Annotated in this window: 19 protein-coding genes, 2 pseudogenes, 1 riboswitch and 1 other annotated feature (1 of these 23 only partly in view); of the genes and pseudogenes, 13 read left to right on the top strand and 8 right to left on the bottom strand. The window is 42.5% G+C overall.

Going from position 1 to position 25,050, the window contains the following annotated elements; genetic code table 11:
* Positions 1 to 75: 75 nt before the first annotated feature.
* Positions 76 to 1,080: an ABC transporter substrate-binding protein gene (locus FZC78_RS02395; RefSeq protein ID WP_148938085.1), complete on the bottom strand. Its 1,005-nt coding sequence runs from the start codon at positions 1,078 to 1,080 to the stop codon at positions 76 to 78.
* Between the two features lie 243 nt (positions 1,081 to 1,323).
* Between FZC78_RS02395 and FZC78_RS02390 the strand changes: the two genes are divergently transcribed.
* Positions 1,324 to 2,109 carry an alpha/beta hydrolase family protein gene (locus FZC78_RS02390; protein WP_148938084.1) on the top strand — a complete coding sequence of 262 codons (786 nt, stop codon included), beginning with the start codon at positions 1,324 to 1,326 and terminating at the stop codon, positions 2,107 to 2,109.
* A gap of 15 nt (positions 2,110 to 2,124) precedes the next feature.
* A complete protein-coding gene (locus FZC78_RS02385; RefSeq protein ID WP_148938083.1) occupies positions 2,125 to 2,367 on the top strand; it encodes a DUF2584 domain-containing protein in 243 nt (80 codons plus the stop codon).
* A 42-nt stretch (positions 2,368 to 2,409) separates the two neighbouring features.
* On the opposite strand, the gene pckA is transcribed toward FZC78_RS02385, so the two are convergent.
* A complete protein-coding gene (gene pckA, locus FZC78_RS02380; protein ID WP_148938082.1) occupies positions 2,410 to 3,999 on the bottom strand; it encodes a phosphoenolpyruvate carboxykinase (ATP) in 1,590 nt (529 codons plus the stop codon).
* A gap of 1,031 nt (positions 4,000 to 5,030) precedes the next feature.
* Positions 5,031 to 5,184, top strand: a riboswitch (SAM riboswitch).
* A 208-nt stretch (positions 5,185 to 5,392) separates the two neighbouring features.
* On the opposite strand from pckA, the gene metK reads away from it, so the two are divergent.
* Positions 5,393 to 6,592, top strand: coding sequence for a methionine adenosyltransferase (gene metK / locus FZC78_RS02375; protein ID WP_148938081.1), 1,200 nt, complete (start codon positions 5,393 to 5,395; stop codon positions 6,590 to 6,592).
* Positions 6,593 to 7,100: 508 nt separating this feature from the next.
* Here metK and FZC78_RS02370 read toward each other — a convergent pair.
* A complete protein-coding gene (locus FZC78_RS02370; protein ID WP_148938080.1) occupies positions 7,101 to 7,619 on the bottom strand; it encodes a gamma carbonic anhydrase in 519 nt (172 codons plus the stop codon).
* 362 nt (positions 7,620 to 7,981) lie between these two features.
* Here FZC78_RS02370 and FZC78_RS02365 point away from each other — a divergent pair, with 362 nt between their 5' ends.
* The 3 genes from FZC78_RS02365 to FZC78_RS02355 all read left to right on the top strand — a co-directional run bounded on the left by FZC78_RS02365 (position 7,982) and on the right by FZC78_RS02355 (position 11,054).
* Positions 7,982 to 8,791 (top strand): alpha/beta fold hydrolase, encoded by an 810-nt coding sequence (locus tag FZC78_RS02365; RefSeq protein WP_148938079.1) that lies wholly within the window; start codon positions 7,982 to 7,984, stop codon positions 8,789 to 8,791.
* A gap of 25 nt (positions 8,792 to 8,816) precedes the next feature.
* Positions 8,817 to 9,890: a tetraprenyl-beta-curcumene synthase family protein gene (locus FZC78_RS02360; RefSeq protein WP_148938078.1), complete on the top strand. Its 1,074-nt coding sequence runs from the start codon at positions 8,817 to 8,819 to the stop codon at positions 9,888 to 9,890.
* 162 nt (positions 9,891 to 10,052) lie between these two features.
* Positions 10,053 to 11,054 (top strand): LLM class flavin-dependent oxidoreductase, encoded by a 1,002-nt coding sequence (locus FZC78_RS02355; RefSeq protein ID WP_148938077.1) that lies wholly within the window; start codon positions 10,053 to 10,055, stop codon positions 11,052 to 11,054.
* A 943-nt stretch (positions 11,055 to 11,997) separates the two neighbouring features.
* Here FZC78_RS02355 and FZC78_RS02350 read toward each other — a convergent pair.
* Both FZC78_RS02350 and FZC78_RS02345 read right to left on the bottom strand, forming a co-directional pair.
* Positions 11,998 to 12,570, bottom strand: coding sequence for a class I SAM-dependent methyltransferase (locus tag FZC78_RS02350; protein WP_148938076.1), 573 nt, complete (start codon positions 12,568 to 12,570; stop codon positions 11,998 to 12,000).
* On the bottom strand, positions 12,567 to 13,526 hold the full coding sequence (locus tag FZC78_RS02345; RefSeq protein WP_148938134.1) for a TIGR01212 family radical SAM protein: 960 nt from the start codon (positions 13,524 to 13,526) through the stop codon (positions 12,567 to 12,569). Before FZC78_RS02345 ends, FZC78_RS02350 begins: the two co-directional genes overlap by 4 nt.
* Positions 13,527 to 13,714: 188 nt before the next feature.
* Here FZC78_RS02345 and FZC78_RS02340 point away from each other — a divergent pair, with 188 nt between their 5' ends.
* Complete coding sequence (locus tag FZC78_RS02340; protein ID WP_148938075.1) at positions 13,715 to 14,008, top strand: YtzC family protein; 294 nt, start codon at positions 13,715 to 13,717, stop codon at positions 14,006 to 14,008.
* Positions 14,005 to 14,175, top strand: coding sequence for a glycogen biosynthesis protein GlgD (locus FZC78_RS02335; protein WP_148938074.1), 171 nt, complete (start codon positions 14,005 to 14,007; stop codon positions 14,173 to 14,175). Before FZC78_RS02340 ends, FZC78_RS02335 begins: the two co-directional genes overlap by 4 nt.
* A gap of 35 nt (positions 14,176 to 14,210) precedes the next feature.
* On the opposite strand, the gene FZC78_RS02330 is transcribed toward FZC78_RS02335, so the two are convergent.
* The gene (locus FZC78_RS02330; RefSeq protein WP_148938073.1) at positions 14,211 to 14,390 is read right to left on the bottom strand and encodes a hypothetical protein; all 180 of its coding nucleotides are present in this window, start codon (positions 14,388 to 14,390) and stop codon (positions 14,211 to 14,213) included.
* Between the two features lie 547 nt (positions 14,391 to 14,937).
* On the opposite strand from FZC78_RS02330, the pseudogene FZC78_RS02325 reads away from it, so the two are divergent.
* A pseudogene (locus FZC78_RS02325) lies at positions 14,938 to 16,276 on the top strand (hemolysin family protein).
* Positions 16,277 to 16,836: 560 nt separating this feature from the next.
* Here FZC78_RS02325 and FZC78_RS02320 read toward each other — a convergent pair.
* Positions 16,837 to 19,084, bottom strand: a pseudogene (locus FZC78_RS02320) (bifunctional 2',3'-cyclic-nucleotide 2'-phosphodiesterase/3'-nucleotidase); the annotation flags it as partial.
* 392 nt (positions 19,085 to 19,476) lie between these two features.
* Here FZC78_RS02320 and FZC78_RS02315 point away from each other — a divergent pair.
* The 4 genes from FZC78_RS02315 to FZC78_RS02300 all read left to right on the top strand — a co-directional run bounded on the left by FZC78_RS02315 (position 19,477) and on the right by FZC78_RS02300 (position 23,185).
* Positions 19,477 to 20,538 (top strand): M20 family metallopeptidase, encoded by a 1,062-nt coding sequence (locus FZC78_RS02315; RefSeq protein ID WP_148938072.1) that lies wholly within the window; start codon positions 19,477 to 19,479, stop codon positions 20,536 to 20,538.
* Positions 20,539 to 20,806: 268 nt separating this feature from the next.
* Positions 20,807 to 21,109 carry a PadR family transcriptional regulator gene (locus FZC78_RS02310; RefSeq protein WP_148938071.1) on the top strand — a complete coding sequence of 101 codons (303 nt, stop codon included), beginning with the start codon at positions 20,807 to 20,809 and terminating at the stop codon, positions 21,107 to 21,109.
* Between the two features lies 1 nt (position 21,110).
* The gene (locus FZC78_RS02305; protein WP_148938070.1) at positions 21,111 to 21,677 is read left to right on the top strand and encodes a DUF2812 domain-containing protein; all 567 of its coding nucleotides are present in this window, start codon (positions 21,111 to 21,113) and stop codon (positions 21,675 to 21,677) included.
* 320 nt (positions 21,678 to 21,997) lie between these two features.
* Positions 21,998 to 23,185 (top strand): MDR family MFS transporter, encoded by a 1,188-nt coding sequence (locus FZC78_RS02300; protein WP_148938069.1) that lies wholly within the window; start codon positions 21,998 to 22,000, stop codon positions 23,183 to 23,185.
* A 620-nt stretch (positions 23,186 to 23,805) separates the two neighbouring features.
* On the opposite strand, the gene FZC78_RS02295 is transcribed toward FZC78_RS02300, so the two are convergent.
* Positions 23,806 to 24,510: a bacteriorhodopsin gene (locus FZC78_RS02295; RefSeq protein ID WP_187444767.1), complete on the bottom strand. Its 705-nt coding sequence runs from the start codon at positions 24,508 to 24,510 to the stop codon at positions 23,806 to 23,808.
* A gap of 362 nt (positions 24,511 to 24,872) precedes the next feature.
* Positions 24,873 to 25,050: a binding site (T-box leader), on the top strand; it runs 42 nt beyond the window's last position.

Raw genomic sequence — 25,050 nt, 5'->3', positions numbered from 1 at the left:
CTCCTTACATGGTGTAAAAGCGAAAGAGAGGTTAGCCCGGGAAATGGACTAACCAAGACATTCGCTCACATTACATTATTCATTCATTATCTCTTCAGCTATAGTGGTATTAACTAATTTGTCATGGGAGATGCGGCCAGGGAGTTCGCCTGCTTCGTCCATGATATCCTGCAGATTGTTCCATTCTTCTTCATCGAGAATAGGATCGGCGGCAAAGGAGCCCTGGCTTCTGTAACGATCGACAACCGTTTCAATAATGTCGAGTTCAGTGTCCTCGAAATAGGATTGAATCAGCTCGGCTGTTTCGGCAGGCTCGTGCTCTTCGACCCATTTCTGGGCTTTGTAAATCGCTCTTGTAAACTTCTCTACGGTTTCATTATTTTCTTTCATGAAGCTTTCTTTTGCCATGAATGTGGTATAAGGTACATGACCGGATTGTTCACCAAAAGAAGCAACAATGTATCCTTTTCCTTCTTTTTCAAAAATGGAGGCGGTCGGTTCGAACAATTGCACGTAATCTCCCGTACCGGATCCGAAAGCGTTTGGTATATTCGCGAAATCAATATTCTGGATCAGATCAAGATCTTCCTGCGGGTTGATTCCTTGTTTTTTTAGCACAAATTCTCCAACCATCTGCGGCATACCGCCTTTGCGCTGGCCGAGGAAAGTCGAACCCTTTAATTGATTCCATTCAAAATTTTCAACGCTTTCCCTCGCAACGAGGAAGGTTCCGTCCGTTTGAGTCAGTTGGGCAAAGTTAATGACAGGGTCACTGGATTCCTGTGAATCGACATAAATACTGGTTTCTGAACCTACAAGAGCCACATCGGCTCCATCGGCAAGCAGGGTTGTCATGGTTTTGTCTCCGCCCCATGTTGTCGTCAGTTCAATATCCAGTCCTTCTTCTTCAAAGAAGCCTTTTTCAATGGCGACATATTGAGGAGCATAGAAAATGGACCGCGTCACTTCGGCAATTCTCACTTTCTCCAATTTTTCTTCTTCATTGGAACAGCCCCAAACACCGATTGAGAGAATGAGGATCATAAAGAATGAAAAACTAATCTTCAGCAGCCTTTTCAATTTGGTTCCTCTCCTTTAATGCTGTCACGGCCCGCGGTCCTATTGGCTGCAAAGAGTCGATGTACCGGGGATGACAAACATATGTTGTTTGCTACCTATCGTATGTAAAAACAAAAAATGTGTGATAGCCTAGACGGCAAAGCGGTGAGCGGAATTTTTTATTGAAGCGGGTAGAGGCATCGGGTCGACAAAACAAAACTGCAGGGGACTTAAATCTATTATCTATAATGAAAGGGTGAGAAGATGAAAAACGGTACAATACTTGAAAAAGAAATTTATCCTTCACCGAATCCCTCGGTAGAGCTTTATTCGGTTACATATTATGCAGAGGGCCTGCGTGTGAAAGGCATGATGGCCCAGCCTAAAGATGACCAGCCCTACCCTGGATTTCTATATTTAAGAGGAGGCATCAAAAATGTCGGGCAGGTACGTCCGGCCCGCATCGCTCAATTCGCGTCGGAAGGATTCATTGTGTTTGCTCCTTTTTACCGTGGAAACCAAGGCGGGGAAGGGAATGAGGACTTTGCGGGGGACGACCGGAATGATGCGTATGCTGCGTTTGACTTGCTGTCAGATTACCCAAGAGTGCTGGGAAACAAGGTCCATGTATTCGGCTTTTCCAGKGGAGGTGTCATGGGGCTGCTGACCGCAATAGATAAAAAAGAAACTGCATCGGTGGTTACCTGGGGCGGGGTCTCCGATATGGTGCTCACATATGGGGAACGGAAAGACCTTCGCAGGATGATGAAGAGAGTCATCGGAGGTACGCCCAAGAAGTATCCTATAAGATACAAATGGAGGACACCTTTATACAGGTTGGATGAAATAGAGGCTCCGGTCCTTATTGTGCATGGTGCAAAGGATCACAATGTTTCCATTGAACATGCCCACAGGCTTGAAAACCGTTTGAAAGAACTGGACAAACATGTCGATACCTATTATTTTGAAAACTATACACATTATTTTCCTCCGGCCATCAACAGGGAAATCGTCAAACTGGTTTGTGATTGGATGAAAAAATACAGCTAAAGGAAGTGTTGATCAGTGGGAATGGGTCTTGAATTAAATACAATGGTTGTAACAAAAGGCAGAGAAAAGAGATTAGAGGAAAATACATTTCAGCTGGTGAAGGAAGGTTATCGTTTATATCCGATGGAAATTCCGGTAGAGGTCAAGAGAACAAGGGATGGCGAAACCAATGGAATAGCAGAAATCAAACGGCTGCAATGGGAAAATGGAGAAACGGTGATCACTTATCAGCTGATTTCGCTTAACAGCACGAATTAAATAGAAGAGGCGGGCCCAATTTAGGAGCCCGCCTTTAGTATTTTATCCTTTATTTGGTCCGCCCTTGGATTGAATCTCTTCAGGGACGTTCGAGAATTTGGTAAAGTTGTTTTTGAACTTGCCTGCAAGTTCTTTTGCTTTTTCGACATAAGCTTCTTCGTCAGACCAAGTCTTGCGCGGCTGCAGCACTTCATCAGGAACACCTGGTACATGCACTGGGATTCTAAGGCCGAAGATATCATCTGTGGCTGTTTCCACGTTGGCCAGTTCCCCTTCTAGAGCGGCTTGCACCATAGCGCGTGTGTAAGAAAGCTTCATTCTGCTGCCGACACCATACTCGCCGCCAGTCCAGCCTGTGTTCACTAGATATACCTGGGCATTGTGCTCATCAATCTTCTTTCCAAGCATCTCTGCATAAACTGTAGCAGGAAGCGGAAGGAATGGCGAACCGAAGCAAGTAGAGAATGTCGCCTGAGGAGAAGTGATTCCTCTTTCCGTACCTGCCAGCTTAGATGTGTAACCGCTTAAGAAGTGATACATTGCTTGTTCTTTCGTCAGCTTGCTGATTGGAGGCAGTACTCCGAATGCATCTGCTGTAAGGAAAATAATCGTATTAGGATGTCCCGCGACACTTGGATCAACAATATTATCGATGGCCTGAAGCGGATAAGCAGCACGTGTATTTTCCGTAAGTGTGCTGTCTTCATAATCTGGAATGCGCGTGTTTTCATCCATCATTACATTTTCGAGTACCGATCCAAAGCGGATGGCATCAAAGATTTGCGGTTCTTTTTCACGTGTAAGGTCGATGGTTTTGGCATAGCAGCCGCCTTCAATATTGAAAACACCATTTGGAGACCAGCCATGCTCGTCATCACCGATCAAACGGCGGTTCGGATCAGCAGAAAGAGTTGTTTTTCCTGTTCCGGAAAGGCCGAAGAACAGTGCGACATCACCTTCCTGGCCAACGTTGGCAGAGCAGTGCATGGAAAGGATATCATTTTCAGGAAGCATGAAATTCATAACAGAGAAAATGGACTTCTTCATTTCGCCTGCATACTCAGTTCCTCCGATTAACACTGTTCTCTTTTCAAAAGAAACGATGATGAATGTCTCGGAGTTTGTTCCATCAACAGCCGGATCCGCTTTAAAAGTTGGAGCTGAAATTACGGTGAATTCTGCATTGTGATCCTTCAATTCCTCTTGGCTGGGACGGATGAACAGCTGGTGGGCAAACAGGTTATGCCAGGCATATTCGTTGATGACCCTGATCGGCATACGGTGCTTAGGATCTGCTCCTGCAAAACCTTTGAATTCAAAAAATTCTTCTTTTTCTTGTAAGTAATCAATGACTTTATTATATAGTTTGTCAAAGCTTTCTGTGGAAATCGGCTGATTCACAGAGCCCCATTCAATCTTATCTTTTGTCGAAGGTTCTTCAACAGTGAATTTATCCTGTGGAGAACGGCCAGTATATTTGCCTGTCTCTGCACGGACAGCACCTGAATTAGTCAGAATTCCTTCGTTCCGATTCAAAACCTTCTCAACTAATTGAGGTACAGATAACTGTACTTTTATGTTCTTCCCATTAAGTAATTCATTTAGTTTATTAGACAGGCTAACTGAAGTCATAGTAACTAACCTTCCTTTGTACATGATTTAGTGCTCTCCTTTTAAAAAACAATCCTATCCCCTCAGTGCAGCTGTCTTATTTTGGACAGGAGCAGCAGTGAAAAGCTTTTAAAAGGCGAGCGATATTGAAATACCCCTTTGTTTCTCAAGAAATAGTATAACACAATAAAACCATTAGTCTATACTATTTAGCTATTTTTTAAACCTGTTATCAAATTGTCACAATTATCCTTTATAAGTAGGCTCTGTTAAAGACTGTTGTTGTTTTTAATGGGTATGTGGACTTCCATTCCAGGTGTACGACCCCGCGGGGCTAGGTGCTGGATCTAGACGTCCGCTACTCCCGCAGGAGATCGTACACCTTCCACTCCAGTCAACATATTCGGAGGAACTGAGAATCCAATATAAACTGACGCAGCAACTTTTCATAATAAATTTGGTTGAAAATTTACGCTAGAATTAAAAGGAAAAGCAAGTCGATTAATCAGCATTTATCAAGTTTCTTAATTGAATGAGTCCTTCTTATTGGCACTTGAACCCAAAATATTATACCACCAATATTAACTAACAGAGCCTAAAAAAAAGTGAGAGCGCTACCATTTTACACCCTATTAATGATTTAGTCTTAAAGAGGGGGAGGTAAACATTTATTTTGAACTTATTATATTATCTCCCGCTGCAGTAACAGCCTTCATAAGGTGAAGCAGAAAAGAAAGGGTGTTATTCGTAACAAAATAAAATGTGCCCTTCCAAGCCGAATCGGCACCGATTAAAAAAGCAGGAATATTCTATATTAAGTTATGCTATTGCAAGTTCTTCAGAAATGTTACCGTTTTCATGGCGAATCTTATTATATAGGAAGTTTTGTGTGAATTGAAGCATAGATTTACAAATTTCCAGAAACTTTTTAAGGCCTGCCGCATTAACAACTAATCCTTTAGGAAGAAGGGGTTAACCAGAAAATTTGGTCTTAAATAAAAATGGTTGACACGTTTTGACAAAGTAAGTTAATATTGACCATTGAACGGATACTCTTATTCCGAGCTGGTGGAGGGACAGCCCCAATGAAACCCAGCAACCTGCTTGTGAAGAATAGTACAGGAAGACTTCAACAACGATCCTGTACAGGTTACTTCCAGGCAAAGGTGCTAATCTGATGCAAGGATATTCCTTGATCAATAAGAGTGAAAGGCGCGGCTTAAATCACAACCTTTCCTCTATTTTTAGACGGGAAGGTTTTTTTATTGGAAACTTTCAGCCCCGGCGCTGAGTTCTTTTGATAAAATCTCCATGTTTACTTCATACTACTAAGGGAATGAGTACCGTGATTAAGTAGTGAGAACAGGCCGGTTTTCTGTTCTGCCAATTATTTTTTTCTAAGGGAGGAACACCGATGTCAACTAAACGTCGTCTGTTTACATCTGAGTCCGTAACGGAAGGACACCCAGATAAAATTTGTGATCAAATTTCTGATTCTATCCTAGATGCAATCCTTGCAAATGACCCGAATGCACGCGTAGCCTGTGAAACGTCTGTAACTACTGGTCTAGTATTGGTTGCTGGAGAAATTACAACGAATACTTATGTAGATATTCCGAAGATTGTGCGTGAAACAATCAGAGGAATTGGATATACCCGCGCGAAATACGGTTTCGATGCTGAAACGTGTGCGGTATTGACTTCCATCGATGAGCAGTCTGCCGATATCGCTATGGGTGTCGACCAGGCGCTCGAAGCTCGTGAAGGTCAAATGAGCGACGAAGAAATCGATGCAATCGGAGCTGGAGACCAAGGTCTAATGTTCGGCTTCGCTTGTAATGAGACCAAAGAGCTTATGCCTCTTCCAATCTCTTTGGCTCATAAAATTTCCCGCCGCCTGACTGAAGTGCGCAAAGATGATGTGCTTCCATACCTTCGCCCAGACGGTAAAACACAGGTGACAGTAGAGTATGATGAAAACGACAAGCCTGTCCGCATCGACACAATCGTTATCTCGACTCAGCACCATCCGGAAGTTTCATTGGAGCGTATCCAGCGAAACCTTAAAGAATATGTCATCGATCCAGTCGTTCCTAAAGAGCTTATCGATGATGAGACAAAATACTTCATCAATCCTACAGGCCGTTTCGTTATCGGCGGACCTCAAGGGGATGCAGGCTTGACTGGCCGTAAAATCATCGTTGATACGTATGGCGGTTATGCTCGCCACGGCGGCGGTGCATTCTCTGGTAAGGATGCGACAAAGGTTGACCGCTCTGCTGCCTATGCAGCGCGTTACGTAGCGAAAAACATCGTTGCTGCCGGACTAGCTGATAAATGTGAAGTTCAGCTTGCATACGCAATCGGTGTAGCACGTCCTGTATCGATTTCTATCGATACATTCGGTACAGGTACAGTATCTGAAGAGGCTTTGATTGAAGTGGTCAGCAATAATTTCGATCTTCGCCCTGCAGGCATCATCAGGATGCTTGATCTGCGCCGTCCAATTTACAAGCAGACAGCTGCTTACGGCCACTTTGGCAGAAACGACCTTGATCTTCCATGGGAGCGTACGGACAAAGCTGAGATTCTTAAACAGCAGGTTCAAGCTTAATTTTATATTGGTTACATTTAAAGGCCCGGAGTATTTTCTTCGGGCTTTTTTGTTTTTGGAAGAGGAGTTTCGTATGAAGTGGTGTCAAGGAGGGCTCTAGAGACCCAAAGAGCGGGGAATTCAAACGAAACAGGTCACCAAGAAAGGTTCTAGCTGCCCAGAACGCTGGGATATCAGTGGAAAAGGTAACTAAAGAGGGTTCTATCTGTCCAAAATGCAGGGTGGGTAAGCCACAATGGTCACCAAGAAAGACTCTAGCTGTCCAAAGCGCCGGGATTTTCGGGGAAAAGGTCACCAAGAAGGGTTTTAGCTACCCAAGGAGAATTAATTTCAGCAGAAGAGGTTATCAAGCAGGGCTTTAGTAACTAAAGCTCCAAGCTTTTGTCTTTAACCTCGAAGAAAAACCACAAGAAAACTTTCCAATCCCAGTGAAAGGCATACCATTCAAAGAATCCCTCCCAAGAAAGAATAACTGGAAGGGATAATGGGTAAAAAACAGTAGAATCTATTACTTGAGGGGCTTTAGTGATTTATAGTACTGGCCTTTTTCGGCATACTCCCTCGAGATTCTTTGCATCTCACTGATATCATGATCATTTAACTCCCGGATCACTTTTGCCGGGCGGCCGAATGCCAGGCTGTTTGGAGGGATGACTTTTCCTTGCGGGACAAGGCTTCCGGCTCCGATGAAGGCGCCCTCGCCGACTTCAGCATTATCCAAGATGGTGGAGCCCATGCCGATCAGCGCTTTTCTTCTGATTTTACAGCTATGTAGAATGACACTGTGCCCGATGGTAACTTCATCTTCCAGGATAAGCGGGTTATTGGGACTTTGGTGAAGAACTGAGTTATCCTGGATATTGACCTTGCTGCCGATGATGGTAGGAGCCACGTCTCCGCGGATGGAACTGTTGAACCAGACAGAAGATTCTTCCCCGATAACGACGTCTCCCGTAATCGTTACATAATCAGCAATATAGGCGCTATCAGCTATTTTGGGTACTTTACCTTTATATTCATAAATCATTTTGCTTCTCCTTTCAAAAGGCAGTTATAATTAGTCTAAATAAATGGCTGTTTTCAAAAAAAAAGCAGCCGCTGAATACTAGATTCCACTCCGGCCCTCTCTGAAGAATTAATTGTCCTTGGAAGGTCAAAGTTTGTTGCTAGTTGATACTAATTGCGAAAAAATAACCATATTAAGAGGGGTAAAACTGATAAAACCGAAAAGAAAAGAGCTGCTCTGCCTCGATAAAAGATAAAACTCTTAGTATCAGGGAATATCCGAAAGCAACAAAATATACGAAACAGCCTTTAGAAAAAAGCCTAATAAATTGAGTTTAACATAAGTAACGATCATTATTGAATGTTGATTAAGGAGGAATTGCCATGTGGAAATGGGAAACTGAACAGGAAGCGAAGGCGGTCATTGTCATTATTCATGGTGCAATGGAGCATCATGGCCGTTATGGGTGGCTCATTGAAATGTGGCGGACATCAGGCTTTCACGTCATTATGGGAGACCTGCCTGGGCAAGGGATGACTTCGAGGGCTCAAAGAGGACATATCGACTCTTTTGATGAATATATTATCGAAGTGAAGGATTGGGTACAGGCGGCCTATCAATTTGATTTGCCGGTATTTGTAATCGGCCATAGTATGGGAGGTCTTGTTGCTGCGAGGATGATGCAGGAATCTCATATCAATATCGCCGGCCTGATTTTGTCTTCTCCATGTTTGGGATTGGTCGATACCCCTCCGAAGCCGATTGACCTTCTTTCACATATTTTAAATAAGGTAGCGCCGCACGTGAAATTTTCATCAGGATTATCTGTGGATCTTGCTACCCGGAACGCGGATGTCAGGGAAATCGATAGTAACGATTCATTGTATGTAACAAAGGTTTCTGTGCGGTGGTACAGGGAACTGGACAAGGCGATCAAGCAGGCATTTATCAACGTTGGGAAAATGCCCGATATTCCTTTGTTGGTCATGCAGGGCGGAGATGATAAGATTGTAGATAAGTCTTCTGTGAAAAAATGGTTCACTGAACTTTCGCTTTCGGAAATGCACTATAAGGAATGGCCTAAGTTCTATCACGAAATTTTTAACGAACCAGAGCGAGATGAAGTGTTTGAATATGCTAAAACATTCGTGGAAACCAGGTTGAAGACAATCGGATATGTTGTGAAGGATTAATGAAGAATCGTGAGAGGTGAAGAGAATGTCCATACCCACTCATCCCATTTCATTGATGAGTCAAGTTTATCGAAAGGTTTTTCCTGCGGTTCACAGAGAGCTGGCTGTCTGGACTGGAAAAGCCGAAACAATTCCCAACCATGAGTTGAGAACGCAGGCACTCGCCAGTATCCGGCATAAAACCTTTCATTGTGAAGGCGGCTCGATATTGGCTCTGCTGGCGTTAACGGAAAGAGAAAGAGCAATCAAATTTATTGTCGCCTACCAGACCATCAGTGATTATCTGGATAACCTCTGTGACCGCAGTACATCCCTTGATCCTGAAGACTTTTCGGCCCTGCATGAATCCATGAAGGATGCTTTGACGGTCGAGGCACCTTTGAGGCATTATTACCGCCACAGAGAAGACCAGGATGATGGAGGCTACCTGGCCGACCTTGTGCAAACATGCCAATCTGTTTTAAAAGAGGTGCCGGGGTACTCTTCCATCAAGCCTTATTTGCATGAGCTCTGCGATTATTACTGTGATTTGCAAATACATAAGCATGTGAAGCAAGAAGAAAGAACAGACAGGCTTAAAAACTGGTTTCATCAACACAAAGACACCCTGCCGGAAATGGATTGGTATGAATTTTCGGCATGCTCAGGGTCCACCCTGGGAATATTCTGTCTGGTATCATACGCTCTCAGGGAGGATTATGAAAGTGTCCAGGCCGATTCTATCCGAAATGGATACTTCCCTTATATTCAAGGGCTGCACATACTGCTCGACTACTTTATCGATCAGGAGGAAGATATCGAAGGCGGGGATTTGAACTTTTGTTTCTATTATGAGAATGAAGAAGTGTTAAAACATCGTTTGCTTCACTTTTTAAAAAAGGCAGATGAAAATACAAGCCAGCTTCCCCATGCTGACTTTCACCGTTTAATTAATAAAGGCTTAATCGGTGTGTACCTGTCTGATGAAAAAGCCTGGAAGCAGCAAAAGGTGTATTCTTTTTCAAAAGAATTCCTCAATGCGTCTGGCTGGGTGACAAAGTTTTTTTATTACAACGGAAAACTATATAGAAGATTTCAGGGATGGAAAAAAAGTTCCTGATCGAAAAAGATGGCCCGAAAAAGGGTCATCTTTTTTCTATTGTCATGTATTGATAATTCTGATTCTCATCCGTCGTATCTCCTTTAAGCATGTTAGTGGACATTTCTTTTCTCAAAAAAGATAATAATATTCACTAGGAACGAACGAAGGAGTTGGTGAAGTGTGTCTTTAAAGTTAAGTGTGCTGGATCAATCTCCAGTAGCAGAAGGAATGAGTCCTGAAACAGCTCTTGAAAATACGGTAAAGCTGGCACAGCATGTTGAAAAGCTCGGATTCACCCGCTTCTGGGTGTCCGAACATCATGATACTACAAGCCTGGCGGGTTCTTCGCCAGAGGTGCTGATCGCTCACCTGGCAGCCAAAACGGAAAGAATTCGTGTTGGATCAGGAGGTGTGATGCTGCCTCACTACAGCGCATATAAAGTGGCGGAAAATTTCCGGGTGCTGGAAGGATTGAATCCCGGGCGGATCGATTTAGGCATCGGCAGAGCCCCGGGTGGAATGCCGAGAGCTTCTCTTGCTTTAAATAACGGAAGCTATCGCGATGTTGACCAGTATCCTGAACAAATTGATGACCTGCTTGGATATCTGACGGACGAACGTCCAGAAAACAATCCTTATGATGGTCTTCAGGCGTCACCCATCATCAGCACGGTGCCGGACGTATGGATGCTTGGGTCAAGTCCTTCAAGTGCCATGTTGGCGGCAGAGAAAGGCCTGCCTTACACATTCGCACAGTTCATAAATGGGGAGGACGGACCACAGTATACGAACCAGTATCGAAAGCATTTCAAGCCATCAAAATTCCTGGCACAGCCTCAGAACATGGCAGCCGTTTTTGTCATTTGCGCAGAAACGGATGAAGAGGCGGAACGGGTGGCATCAAGCATCGACTTATCAATCCTGATGGTCGAACAAGGCATGCGTTCTAATGGGACACCAAGCCCGGAAACAGCGGCATCCTATCAATACAGTTCTTTTGAAAAAGCGAGGATCAGGGAAAACCGAAAACGCATGGTCGTTGGCAGCCCGGAAAAAGTCAAAAAGCAGCTGCTTGAATTAAGTGAACAATATCAAACAGATGAAATTATGCTGGTAACGATCACTTATGACTTTGACGATAAGCTGAAATCATTTGATTTAGTGGCGGATGCGTTGTTGTGAAGATCATAGTCAGGAATTTGTAAATGGGGTCTACAGTAGAACTGGATAGGGGACACTAGGGGATATGAAAAAAATATCGGCAGCTTGTATGATGTTCCTAAGAAGTACATCAAAAGAGCGCATCAGGGAAGATCCAAAGAGACTTTTAGGCAATTACAATGGGCGCTGTGAAAGAATAGTGTTGTTTTTTAAAAGTTATATTGACTTCTGCTGCTCCGCTTAGCGGGCGTAGGATGGAGCATGCCTTATATTACCAATGGCCATTTAGTTCGTTAATTAGGTATCTAGCGGTATGTGAAATAAGGGTAGTTTTTTCCCTTATTTTTAAGTTCTAGCTCATTTTGGGATGAATAGGGGAAGTTTTTTCCTTTATATTATAAAAAATTCTATTTTTTTCAGTGGTTTAGTTAAATAAGGGAAATTTATTCCCCTATTTTAGCCTTATTTAATGCTTTTTAGTAAATAAGGGAATTTTCTTCCTTTATTTATTATCCCAAGCGCTAACCCTTAAATAAATTCTGCGGTCACTGCCTTGAATAAGCATCTTTCCATAGATGAGTTGATGAAGATCCTTTCAGTCCCGGCAGGCAAATGTTCCAAGAGGGTTCTAAAGCTAAGGTTGTTTTCGCCAATATTGTTGCTTTCGGACTAAGAGTTATATCTTTCATCGAGGGAGAGTAGCTCTTTTCTTTTTCGGTTTTCCCAGTTTTCAACCCTCATAATATGTTTTTTCTCGGAATTAATATCAAATAGCAACAAGTTTACGAAAAGAGCCTTACGAAAAGAGCCAAAGCTAATGAAATGAGCAACAAATTTCAAAGAAAAAAGTCAACTTTTCTTTCAAATTAGAAAGAAAGGTTGACTTTTTCTTTGTTAACCGTTAATAACCAGTAGATTCTAAATTCCGGCAGACTTCAACGAACCCTACTCGCAGGACATTCTTTTATCTTTTCTCCAACGCCACAATGAAAGGCGGATTATTCAGACCGTTCATGAATTGATAGCGAAGCACATGGACATAATTTTGGTCGAGCCTTTCCACATATCTGAGGATATAGTCTCTTTCGACGGCTCCTTCACGGTGTCCGTGGTAAATGACAAGAACAACGATTCCTTCAGGGGCCATCATCTCCAAAAGGTTTTCGATGGCGGTGATCGTCGTTTTCGGTCTGGTAACGATGGTTTTATCGCCTCCTGGCAAATAGCCCAGATTAAATACAGCACCAGTGACCTTGCCATAATGGACAGGAGGAATGACACTGCCGACTGTTTCATGCCCCTGCTTAAAGAGTGTTACCCGCTCCTGCAAACCATGTGTTTGAAGTCTCTCTCTGGTGTTAAACAGAGCGTCTTCCTGCACATCGAACCCGTATACTCGTCCATTTTCTCCGACAAGCTGTGCCAGGAAAAGGGTATCGTGGCCGTTTCCTAGTGTGGCATCTATGGTGATGTCACCAGGTTTTACAGCTGAGGAAAGCAGTTGTCTTGCAAACGGAAGGACTTTTTCGAGCTTCATACTTCCACCTCCGCTTTATAAAATTTTCCCTGCCAGCTGTTCCGGCGCTGCAGCTCAGCGTCTATAGCATTGAGGACATTCCATTTGTTCACGCTCCACATCGGCCCGATCATCAAGTCGATCGGACCATCTCCCGTGATCCGGTGAACAATCATTTCCGGCGGCAGAATTTCAAGCTGATTGCAGACAAGGCTTACATACTCATCAAATGAAAGGAACTCCAGCTGTCCTTTTTCGAACTGTTTTACCATGGGAGTTCCTTTGAGGAGATGCAGAAGGTGAATCTTTATCCCTTGTACATCCAGTTTAGCCACTTCTTTGGCCGTTTCCATCATCATTGTGTAATCTTCCTGTGGAAGTCCGTTGATAATATGAGAACAGACACGAATTCCATGCTTGCGGAGTTTGTTGACACCTTCAACGTAGGTTTGATAATCATGGGCCCTGTTGATCAGGCTGGCTGTTTTTTCGTGGACAGTCTGCAGTCCCAGTTCCACCCATAGATATGTCCGCTCATTCAATTCAGCGAGATATTCGACAACGTCATCAGGCAGGCAGTCCGGCCTGGTAGCAATCGATATGCCGACAACGCCTTCTTGCTTCAGTACTGTCTCATATTTCTCCCGCAGCTCTTCAACAGGCGCATGCGTATTGGTGAAAGCTTGGAAATACGCCATATACTTTCCATCTTTCCACTTGCGGTGCATCCGGTCCTTTATATCGTTGAACTGCTTTTCAAGCGGATCTACTCGGCTTCCGGCAAAATCACCAGAGCCTGCAGCCGAACAGAAGGTACAGCCACCGTAAGCTACTGTGCCGTCGCGGTTGGGGCAATCGAACCCGCCATCAAGAGCTACTTTAAAAACTTTATGTCCAAAATGATTTCTCAAATGATAATTCCAAGTATGATACCGTTTTACATCAGCGGCATACGGAAATGGGTTTGTCTCTTTTATGACAAACACCTCCTTATGTACTCTCTGTGGTCATGATAGAAGCATTTTACCATGAAAGCCCGTCTTATCCAATTACAGCAGGGTTACAGTTGAGTAAGGAATGATTTTCCACTGATGATTCCGATTTTATAACAAACACTAAACAAAGAAGCACAGCTTCATTTAGGAAGTTTTTTGGAGGGATAAAGATGGCGACTAGACAATCTGTGGATGAGTGCTTGCAAAAGTGTGAAGATGCACTCCGTTATGCCCAGCAGCAATATAAATCAGGAGCGAAACAAGAGCATTACCATGATCAAGAGTACACAGATGCCATGCAGATGGTTGAAGAGGCCGTCAATGATATCAGGCATCTGGCAAACAGCGCAAATTCTCAGCAGCGTGAACAACTGCACAGAATGCGCTTGCAGCTTCAGCAATTCCAAAATGAAATGGTCCTGTTAGACCATGATCCTGATTCAGTGGGAGGGAAATTGCATTGAAGAAGCGGTCTAAGCAAAATAACCCCGAGCAGAAAACAAGGAATGCCGAACGAAACCTCGATACCGAGTTTGGTAAAGAGTACAATCCGGTAAAAGAGGCTAAGAAGCGGTATGAAGAGCATGGCCAGCCGGTGAAATCCAAAAACCGGGAATTGGATAATAAGTAATAAACTGAGTGCTTCTCCTTAACCAGAGAAGCACTTTATGTTGTCTGGAAATTCACCTTTTGGTTATTTTGAAAAATTCTTATGAGTGGAAACGTGCTATTAATAATGGCTGTTTTCGTGAAAAATGTGGCTGCTTTAATCAAAATGAATTTCCGCTCAAGGCGGACGACTCCGCGGGCCGCTACAACTAGAATGGGGGTCTCACCTTGCTTCAAAAGTGGAAGCGCCTTGGTCAGTCCCGACAGGCAAATAACCGCAAGGAGCTAGATGACTGCTAGTCCCGCAGGAGATTGTACGCCTTCCGCTTCAATCCTCTACGTAAAGGGAAATGAAGGTAAGGTTGCAATACTACGGGGAGTAGTTCATTTCTTTTGGCATACAAGCGGCTTTCTTAGGAAGTTAATATAAAATAGCAACAAAGTTTGCGAAAAGAGCCTTACAAATAGAAAACGAAGCTGAGATGGCACGATTAAGCAAGAAACGTACCATCAATAATAAAAAAACGAGCTGAGTCCTATATTAAAAATTCACCTAACTTTTGCTGCCCAAATAAGTCAGAAAATAAAAATCAATGATTGGGCTCGCAAGGACGCAATAATGAAAGAAAGCATACTTAATTGCAATGTTTTTTGAATAAATTCAGCCATAATTCAGCCCAAATTCAACCATTTCGGGATTTGTGTAATATGCTTCTATCCAAATATAATAGGATTAATATGTAAGTTTTAATTAAAATGTTGAACACTTGGAGGGCAAACTTAATTGGGGATAGAGTTGTTAATACTTTTCATTCTTATCGTGCTGAATGCTTTTTTTGCCGCATCAGAAATTGCTTTAATTTCTTTGAATGACAATAAGGTAAAGATGGAGGCAGAGAAGGGGGACAAAAAAGCGATCCTTCTTCATAACCTGTTATCAGAACCTAGCCGGTTTCTGGCGACGATCCAAATAGGGATTACATTAGCAGGTTTCCTTGCGAGTGCTTTCGCAGCCGAGAGTTTTGCAGGCAGGCTGACTAGCTTCCTGCTCGACATGGGGGTGCCTGTTTCAGCAGCATTGTTAGAAACGATTTCGGTCGTCGTTATCACTCTCATACTTTCCTACTTTACGCTTGTGCTGGGAGAGCTGGTACCCAAAAGGCTTGCATTGCAAAAAGCAGAAGGGATTTCCCGCTTTGCCGTGGTCCCGCTTTCTGTTCTTTCAAAGATTTCAGATTTCTTCTCCTTTCGTTAAGTTGCTGACCTTATCAACCAACACGATTGTCAGGCTTTTTGGGGTGGACCCGAATGCAGAGGATGAAAATGTGACAGAGGAAGAGATTAGAATGATGGTTGATGTTGGAAAAGAAAAGGGCACGATACAGGAAAATGAAAAAATCATGATCAACAATATCTTTGAATTAGACAACAAAGACGTTGCGGACATCATGACCCATCGAACAAATATTGTGGCCATTCCTTATGATTTAAACCTTAAGGAAACAGCTCATATCGTAAATGTTGAAAGATATACGCGTTTCCCTGTTTATGAAGAGAATCTGGATAGAATCATCGGAATCCTCCATGTGAAGGACCTCATTCAGTTCCTTGAAGATGGCGGGGAAGAAACATTTGACCTGAAGACACTTGTTCGAAATCCATATTATGTACTGGAATCCAAAAGCATTGATTCACTATTTGCGGAAATGCAGAAAAACAATACACATATGGCGATTGTAATAGATGAATACGGTGGAACAGATGGTGTTGTGACGATAGAAGATATCATGGAGGAAATCGTCGGAAGTATCTCGGATGAGTATGATGAACCTGAGCTGGAAGAGGATGAAATAAATCAACTAGACGAAGAAACCTTTATGATTCTGGGATCTACCAATCTGTATGAAGTGGAAGAAGTACTGAAGGCTGATTTGCCAATTGAAGATTTTGATACATTAAACGGTTTTGTTCTAGGTCAACTGGGCTTCATTCCGAATGAGAGTGAGCGACCTGTCGTCAAGTTCAATAACATCGAGTTCTCCATTGAGGAAATGGACGATAAGCGGATTACCAAAATCAAAGCCTCAGTAAAAGAAGAGAGTGTCATTGATTCGAAAATATAAAAAAATCCAGTTTGGACCGCAATGGCCAAGCTGGATTTTTTAAATGATAGGCTCTTTTCGTAAACTTTGTTGCTATTCTATACTAATTTCGCAAAAAACCCTATTACGGAGATGAATTCTGGTAACACCGAAAAGAAAAGAGCTGCTATTCCCGTTTAGAGTCAAAACTCTTAGTATCCGGGGAAAAATCCGGCTCTTGGGATTTTTCCGAAAGCAACAATATCTACGAAAACAGCCAAATGATAAGATAGCATTTCTTCATAGGGATCAAGGGAGCGTTTTAAATCCTGCTCCAGCGCCTCGGTGTCAAATAACCTTTGAAGACTAAAAGGATAGACCGCTTTTTTTTCTCAGAGAACATTTCGGCGCTGAACGGGGCGCTTGCGCTTTTGTAATGCTAATTCACTTTTGTCTTACGTCCCACAATCTGAGGATTGACCTCGCCCTTTGCTTCAATCTAATTCACTAAAGCATCAAGGTCCACTACTTCAATCGTACGGTTGTTGACTGCGGCCAAGATGGCGTATCCGTCACCGCCGCCTGCCATATAATTATTGACCATCAAATTCACGGTTCCCCACAGTTCCAATATCGAATCCACGACGGTTTAAGATATCGATTGTCGCCTCATCCTGAAGAAGGGCAGAGACGGGAGAACTCGCTCCGACTGCATCACCTGCTTGAACCATGAAAGTGTTGTCTACTTCGGCTTCCTTTTGTTTCAGGTAGGCTGCCAGCTATTCAATGCCGCCTGCATTGTTTTTGCTGTTGAACATAACCAGCTGGCCATGCAGATCATTGATTCCCAGCAAGAGCGATGGGGAATTCTACAATATATTTTCCATATCCATCAGAAGCTTCTGAAATAAATTCAATGGTGTCATCCTCAGAAAGAGCCTGCTGCGCTGACATGGATGTTTCGAATGTCACGTTGACCCTTGAGCTGACCGGTGCAAACTTCCAGTTTCCATCCGCTGTTGGATCAATGGAGCCAAGATCACGGATATAGTCGATGATGGCCTGGCGGTTTTCATCAGGATACATTTCAGTTTGAGTACTATTTTTAACACCAGGGAATGTTCCGTTTGCACGGTAGTTATTCGTTACCACAAGGAATTCCTGGTCAAGGTTGACTGGTTTGCCATCGTACTGGAGGTTTTTGATACGGTTAGCATCTCCGTTGACGAGGTTTCCTGTGCCATCGTATTTAGCAGGTTCTGTAACATCAATTTCATACGTTACCCCATCAATGACATCATAGTTGTAAGTCGGGAAGCTTGAGTCGATCAACGGCTGCTCGCTGCTTGCACTCTCGTCAATCTGTTTGAATTGCCCTGCAGACATTTCAAGCCATTCCTTCACATCTGCTCCAGTAATTTTCACTGTTGCTACAGTATTTGGATAAAGGTAAAGGTCTGCTACGTTTTTGATGGCGATTTGGCCTTCAGGGATATAAGTATAGTAGCTTGCTCCGTTTCTGCCTCCTGCCTTGAATGGTGCACCTGCAGACAAGATTGGAAGGTCCGATTCAACGGTTCCCGCCAATTGTTTTTCAATGTACCACTTCTGGGCGTTGGTCACGATTTGAATGGACGGGTCGTCCTGTACAAGGGCGAAATAACTGTGTATATCCGCAGTCGTTGTTCCGACAGGCTGATTTACATAGTTGACGGTTCCTTCATGTGCTTCTTTTACCGCATCAAGTATTTCCTGGTCAGCTTCTACTAATGCTTTTTTTTCTACTTTGTCGTAAATCCCTCTTAAGTTTGTTTCAGAGCTTTTCACCTTCCATTTGCCTTTTACTTTTTCAATCGTAAGGTCCATGACTCCGAGTTGATTGCCCCAGCTTCCTGGCATGACAACAGGCACTCCATTGATAGTCCCTTTATCGGCATCAACACCTGGAAGGCTTGTGAAGTCCCCAGGGAAGTTCAAGTGATTATGACCGGAAATGATGGCGTCTACACCGTCCACTTTTGTCAGGTCATAGGCGGCGTTTTCTTCCAGCTCCACTCTTTGCTCATCACCGATACCGGAGTGTGAAAGGACAACGATTAGGTCCGCTCCTTCTTTTTTCATCTTAGGTATGTTCTTTTCAACTGAATCCACAACATCTTTTGTGATGACCTTGCCTTCAAGGTTAGCCTTGTCCCACTGAACAATTTGAGGAGTGACAGCACCGATGACCCCGACTTTGATCACCTTGGTTCTGCCAAAAGTATCTACAACTTTCTTCTTAATAATTTCATATGGCTTCACATAGTGTTTATCATTTGAAGGATTATTGTCACCATCATCTTTGTAGACATTGGCACTTACGTATGGAAACGGAGAATCATCCAAAACTTCATCAAGATAATCCATTCCGTAATTAAACTCATGGTTTCCTAGTGTTGCGGCATCATAGTCCAATAGTTCCATTGCCTGGAAGACTGGATGTGTTTCACCCTCTTCCAAGACATCTACTTTTGCTTTGTAATCACCAAGTGGATTTCCTTGAATCAGGTCACCGTTATCAAACAGGAGGGTATTCTCTTTTTCAGCCCTGGCCTGCTTGATGAGTGTTGCCGTTTTAGCCAATCCGAATTCGTCAGTAGATGCATCTTTATAGTAATCATAATTATAGAGGTGTGTGTGTATGTCGGTAGTTCCTAATATTCTTAATTCTACTTCGTGTTTACCAGCATGATCCGGCTTCTTGGCCATCACGGTTTCCCATGACATCGGCGAAGCAAGTATAGATAATGCCATGGCAGTTACGGCTGCTGTTCTTCCAACTGTACGGAAGGTTTTTTTCAAGTTGTCCATCCCCTTAAATAATAGTTTTTTTGTATATATTGTTGCTTCCGGAAATCCCCGGATACTAAGGTTTCTCTCTCCAAACAGAGGGAGTAGCTCTTTTCGTTCTTGCTTACCAGGATATTACTGGTGAAATATAGCGTTATTTACAAATTCATATTAGATAGCAACAAAGTTTACGAAAAGAGCCTAAACAATAGATTGAATTCCAACTTTAATTATAGGTGTTTATAGATTTGTGGAAATGGTCGAATAGTTGCGAGTTTTGCAATCTTTTACAGAATCAAATTGAAAAAAATAGGAAGATGGAACCGCTCTCCGAGAAAACTATTAATCATTAAGGTTCATCTCTTCATGTTCGTGGTAAAGAAAATTAGCAGCTCTATTAAAGGAGGATGATTATGGAAGGACTAAAAGAACTTTTAAAAGAGTTACTTTTAATCAATAGTTCGACAAAACAAGGAAGCAACAAGGCAATTGAGTTCTGCGGTCAATGGCTGGAGGAAAATGGACTGCCGGTAAACATCATAGAAAACAATGGCTATAAAATGCTGGTATCCGAAGTAGGAAGTGGAGATAAGACGGTTATTTTCAACGGCCATATTGATGTAGTAAGCGGTAAAGAGGAGCAATTCATTCCACGTGAGAAGAATGAAAAGATCTATGCGCGCGGTTCTGCTGACATGAAGGCGGGAGTTGCTTGCATGATGAAGGCCATGGCTGCTTTGAAGGATGAGGAACTCGATACCAATATCCAGCTGCAAATCGTTTCTGATGAAGAAATCGGCGGCTTTAATTGCACGGGCCATCTGGTCGAAGAAGGCTATACAGGCGACTTTGTCATTTGTTCGGAACCGACACAGCTTGGAATCGCCCTTCAGGCAAAAGGAGTATTGAGGCTGAACATTGAGGTGGAAGGCATCCCGGCCCATGGAAGCAGGCCGTGGGAAGGTGAAAACGCGATAGAAAAGGCCTATGAAGTTCATCGGAAAATAAAGGATTTGCCGTTTATGAAAGAAAGCTCTGACTACTATCCGACTCCATCCCTCAACCTCGCTATGATTGAAGGGGGAGATGCCTATAATAAGGTACCTGGAAATTGTATGCTGAAGTATGACATCCGTTACCTGCCGGAGCAAACAAAGGATGATGTCGTGAAGCAGATTGAAAATGCGATTGACAGCTCGGTGTTCGTCAGCATGTTCAGTGAGCCGGTAAGAACGGATATAGAGGACTACTATGTGCAAAAAATCAAAGCCGCTGTTGAAGAAAATACAGGAACAGAAGCTGTATTCTTCGGACAGCACGGAGCGGCTGATACCCAATTTTTCGCACAGCTTGGCATTCCGGCAATCGAATTTGGACCAGTCGGGGAAAACTGGCATGGAAACAAAGAAAATGTTGAGATTGATTCGCTTTATATATATCAGAAGATGCTTGAGGACTTTGCTCATAGTGTGTAGATAGGTTGATTTACGGATTAGTTTGTGAGTCAAAAATATACAACATGAAAAGGGAGTGGCAAATCGCATTGATTTTGTCACTCCCTTTTATTTGATTAAGAATATTAACACTCAAAAAGTCGATTTCCATTGTTAAGGAAATCGGCTTTTTTTAATTGGATTATAAACGTTTAACGATAAGTGTTAAAAGCTATTGACTATTCAGTTGAACTGTAATAACTTATTATTAAGTTGAACTATATAGTCGAACTGAATAGAGGGTGAAAGTATGAAACATAAATTATTGCCGTTATCTGAAACCATGCACTATATTTTATTGGCTCTGCGTGAACCGCTCCATGGATATGCCGCCATGCAGAAGATAGAAAAATTAAGCAATGGCAGCGTTATATTAGCGGCTGGTACGTTATATGGGGCGATTGAAAACTTGAATAAGCATGGCTGGATTGAACCTGTTGGAAATTCCGGCCGGAAAAAAATCTATATGATTACTTCAGAAGGAAAAGCCGTTTTGAAAATAGAACAAGAAAGGCTTTTGCATATTTTATCCTTGTATGAAGGAAGTGAATGAAGTGAAGAAGTTTAAACTGTTCTTTAATATCGAGAATGAAGAGCAATGGCTGAACGAGCAATTACAGAAAGGCTATCGCTGCACCCATATTAGTGGATTGGGAATTTACACATTCGAACAAACGGACAAGAGATATGTCATGCGGCTTGATTATCAAGATAATCTGCCTAAGGAAAAGCTCGCAGAATACAAAGGGATTTATGAGGATTTTGGGTGGAACTATTTAAAGGGACCTTGGCTCAGCGGCATACGGTATTGGCAAAAAGAAGACGATGATCAAAATGAAATCTTCTCTGACCGGCAATCACAGGGTCAATATTATAGAAGATTGATGAATTATTCCTTTTGGCTGGGCACTGTGTTTTTGGCTTATTCATTTATGCTCTACAGCGATGCTGAGTTATATCATGAAGGGCTGTGGAGCATGGACGGCTCATTATTTTGGAAAGCATTCTTATTTGAAACTCCATTTGTCCTCATGAAGCTGCTTCCCGCAATTATGGCGGCCTTTTTTTGGAGAAGTTACTTCAAAGCTTATCGAAAACATTCGCTGTTAAAAGAAACATAAACCGAGGAGTTGTAGGGGTTCTGGCAGAAGTAGTGATCGTCCGCCGAACAGCATGGAACTTCAGGGAAAAGTAAAACAAAGGAAATTGAAAAGGTAAAAAGGAAAACCGGTGCGGGGAAAAAGGAAATTAAAGCAAAAGCTGTCAGCTGCCCTTCAAAGCCTTCCCAGATAATCATGCTGATGACCAGTTCCAAACCCGCTTAGAAGCCCAGTCTTTTTTGGAATTATCTCTCTATTCCAAAGTGTATTGCGCAGTGCTCTGAAAAGCCCTATAATTCATTTTGGGAATCGAAATATCTCAGGGAAGGGAAGCGTTCTTTATGCCTAAATCATTGTGGCTGCTGATTGCCGGTATGATGGTAAATGTCACGGCAGCATCGTTCTTATGGCCGCTGAATGCGATATATATTAATTCACATCTCGGAAAGTCGTTATCAGTCGCGGGATTGGTCCTTATGCTGAATGCCGGGGCAAGTGTCATCGGAAATCTGTTTGGAGGAAGCCTCTTTGATAAAATCGGTGGATACCGTTCAATTTTAACGGGAATCATCATTACGTTGCTGGCTCTTGTCGGAATGAATTTTTATCACGGATGGCCGCACTATATTATATTTCTTGCAATCGTCGGTTTTGGTTCTGGGATTGTTTTTCCATCAGTCTACGCCATGGCAGGATCTGTCTGGCCTGAGGGCGGACGCAAATCATTCAATGCCATCTATGTTGCGCAGAATGTCGGTGTCGCGGTCGGTGCCGCACTCGGAGGGTTCGTTGCTTCTTATTCCTTTCAATATATCTTTCTAGCAAACTTGATTATGTATGTTGTCTTCTTCTTGATCGCCTTCTTTGGCTACAAGAACATCAGTGTGAATACCGGAAAGCAGACTTCAGTGATCCAAGAAGGTGCTTTTATTAAAAATAAAGCTAAATTCACAGCATTGATCTTGATCTGTTCAGCCTATATCCTGTGCTGGATCGGCTATGTGCAATGGCAGTCGACCATCGCAAGCTATACGCAGGAAATCAATATCAGCCTGAAGCAATACAGCTTGCTGTGGACCATCAATGGAGGATTGATCGTCCTGGCACAGCCGATTCTGTCCAAGATCATCCGCCGCTTTGAAAATAACTTAAAGATGCAGATTCAGATTGGAATTGTCATTTTCATGATTTCGTTCGGTGTGGCTGCGACGGCCGAAGCTTTCCAGATGTTTGCGATCGCGATGATCATTATGACCATTGGGGAAATGCTCATCTGGCCGGCAGTTCCTACCATTGCCAATGACCTTGCTCCAAAGGGCAGGGAAGGATTCTACCAGGGGATTGTCAACAGTACAGCTACTGGCGGAAGGATGATCGGACCAGTATTAGGCGGGCTGCTTGTGGATGGTTTCGGGATTTCATTCCTATTCACCGCTTTAATTGGATTATTTGCCGTTGCAATTATCTTTACAGCAGTCTATGACAAGTCTCTTAAGAAGAAAGAAGCAGTATCAGTATCACTCTCTTAATCAAAAGGACTTTTCTCTATTTGATAAGTAGTTCAGTTTAAAGGTGCAATATGTAAATCTTTTAGCCTACGAATTAACAACATTATTTGTAGGCTTTTTTTATTGTTAATACGGCTTATCTTTTGCTTTTAAATGTGTTTTCGCACCTAAAATCGTATTACGATTTGAGAACACTGAAATAAATATTGAAGCCTTTTGATTTGCTTGGCGAATTCACTTGCGGAATGGTATCAAAAACCATAAAGAATTTTAAAGTTCGGACCAAATGAGAACCAGCACCATGAGCTTATAGCATAAGGGAAGAAATTTCCCTTATTTTAAAAATGTCGGAAAAAACAGGTAAAATAGAGGAAGGTTTTTCCTCTATTTTACTAAAAAAACATGAAAATAGGGTTGCGGAGCATGCTTAACGGAAAATTCTTCCCTTATTTACCTCTCCCCAGCAATTTTCCTTTATTTAAGTTCCCTTCCTTTGGTGACTTACTCATTTAATAAAATTTTGACGTATGCATAGTAAAAAAGCAGACCATTTTGGACTGCTTTTTCTAGTTTTGTCCTCCAAAACTGAAGAATAGTCCTGTTTTTTATTCCCTGTATCTAGGGGCTGGTACTACAAAAAATTACATTTGAACCGTCCGCGGCTTCTCTTTTTGTAACCCAAGTTTTCTTAGCCCTCCAAGATCTAAAATGCTGAAACCTACTTTAGAGAAAATAGGTAAAATAATAAATGCAAGGATCTCAATTCCACTTTGAGTAAGACCCAAACCAGATGGCCCTAATAACCAAACCGTCGGATAAGTAAACCAAAAAGCGGTAAGGTATAAGGGAGTATGGTCATAGTGTTTACCTAATTGTTTATTCGAGGATTTCGCTATTTTTCTTAAAGGATACCAGATGATATACAGGATTATCAGAAGTGCCAGCACCCCTAGAGAATACCATATGTATTTTTGAGCTCCAGTAGAAAAATCTGCGATTAAACCTGTGAGGATCATAAACACATCTGCTCCTATGAGGGAACCGATTAGAGCCTTATCTTTCTCCTTTTTATAGAACATTGCTGTAAGTGCCAAAGCAAGGAGCAATAAGGGGGGAGTTACAACCCAATCCAGGTATCGGGCAAAGTATATTACTCTTTCATTTGATTCAAGAAAGCCCTGCCCTAAAGCAATTGACAAATAGGCGGCCCCTGACCAGCAAGGAATGAAAGTAGCTATTACATATTCATACCGTGGTACGCCTTGAGGATTTCTGCTTAACACATAAAAATAAACAGCTCCTGCTGCCATAATGATAAAGTAAACCCAATGCAGAGTGTAGATCATACTCATTCCTCCAAAATCGTAATTGAAGCATATCTAATAGTATGGAGGAATGCTGAATGTTTCATACTCAAATATAAGTAGTATTACTTTTTACAGACTCGAATATTCAAACACCAATTCGTCTTTAAAGAAGGCTGTTTTCGTATATAATGTTGCTTTCGGTTATCCCCATATACTAAGAGTTTTAACTCTAAACGGGGAAGGGCTGCTCTTTTCTTCGCGGTGTTACCAAATTTTATCGAAATTATTAGTATCAAATAGCAGCAAAGCTTATGAAAAGAGCCTTAAAGAAAATATTTATCTATTTAGGCTTGCAACTCCGTATACTTTTGCATAAAATAGTGAATACAATAGTTGTATAGAATTCAACGTTGATAAGGAATAGTAGTGATGAGGAACCGTTTTAGAGAGTTGACGGCAGGTGCAAGTCAACCGGATACCATCATGAACTCGCCTTTGAGTTGCGGGTGTGAACCTAAGTAATGCCTGCCGTTTTCCGCGTTAAGGATGGAATCAAGTGAGTGCGTGTACACTAATCTG

The organism is Rossellomorea vietnamensis (assembly GCF_008180415.1).
GTDB lineage: Bacteria > Bacillota > Bacilli > Bacillales > Bacillaceae_B > Rossellomorea > Rossellomorea vietnamensis_C.
Note: the sequence above shows the minus strand (reverse complement) of the source record. Positions and strands in the feature narration are given on the sequence as shown.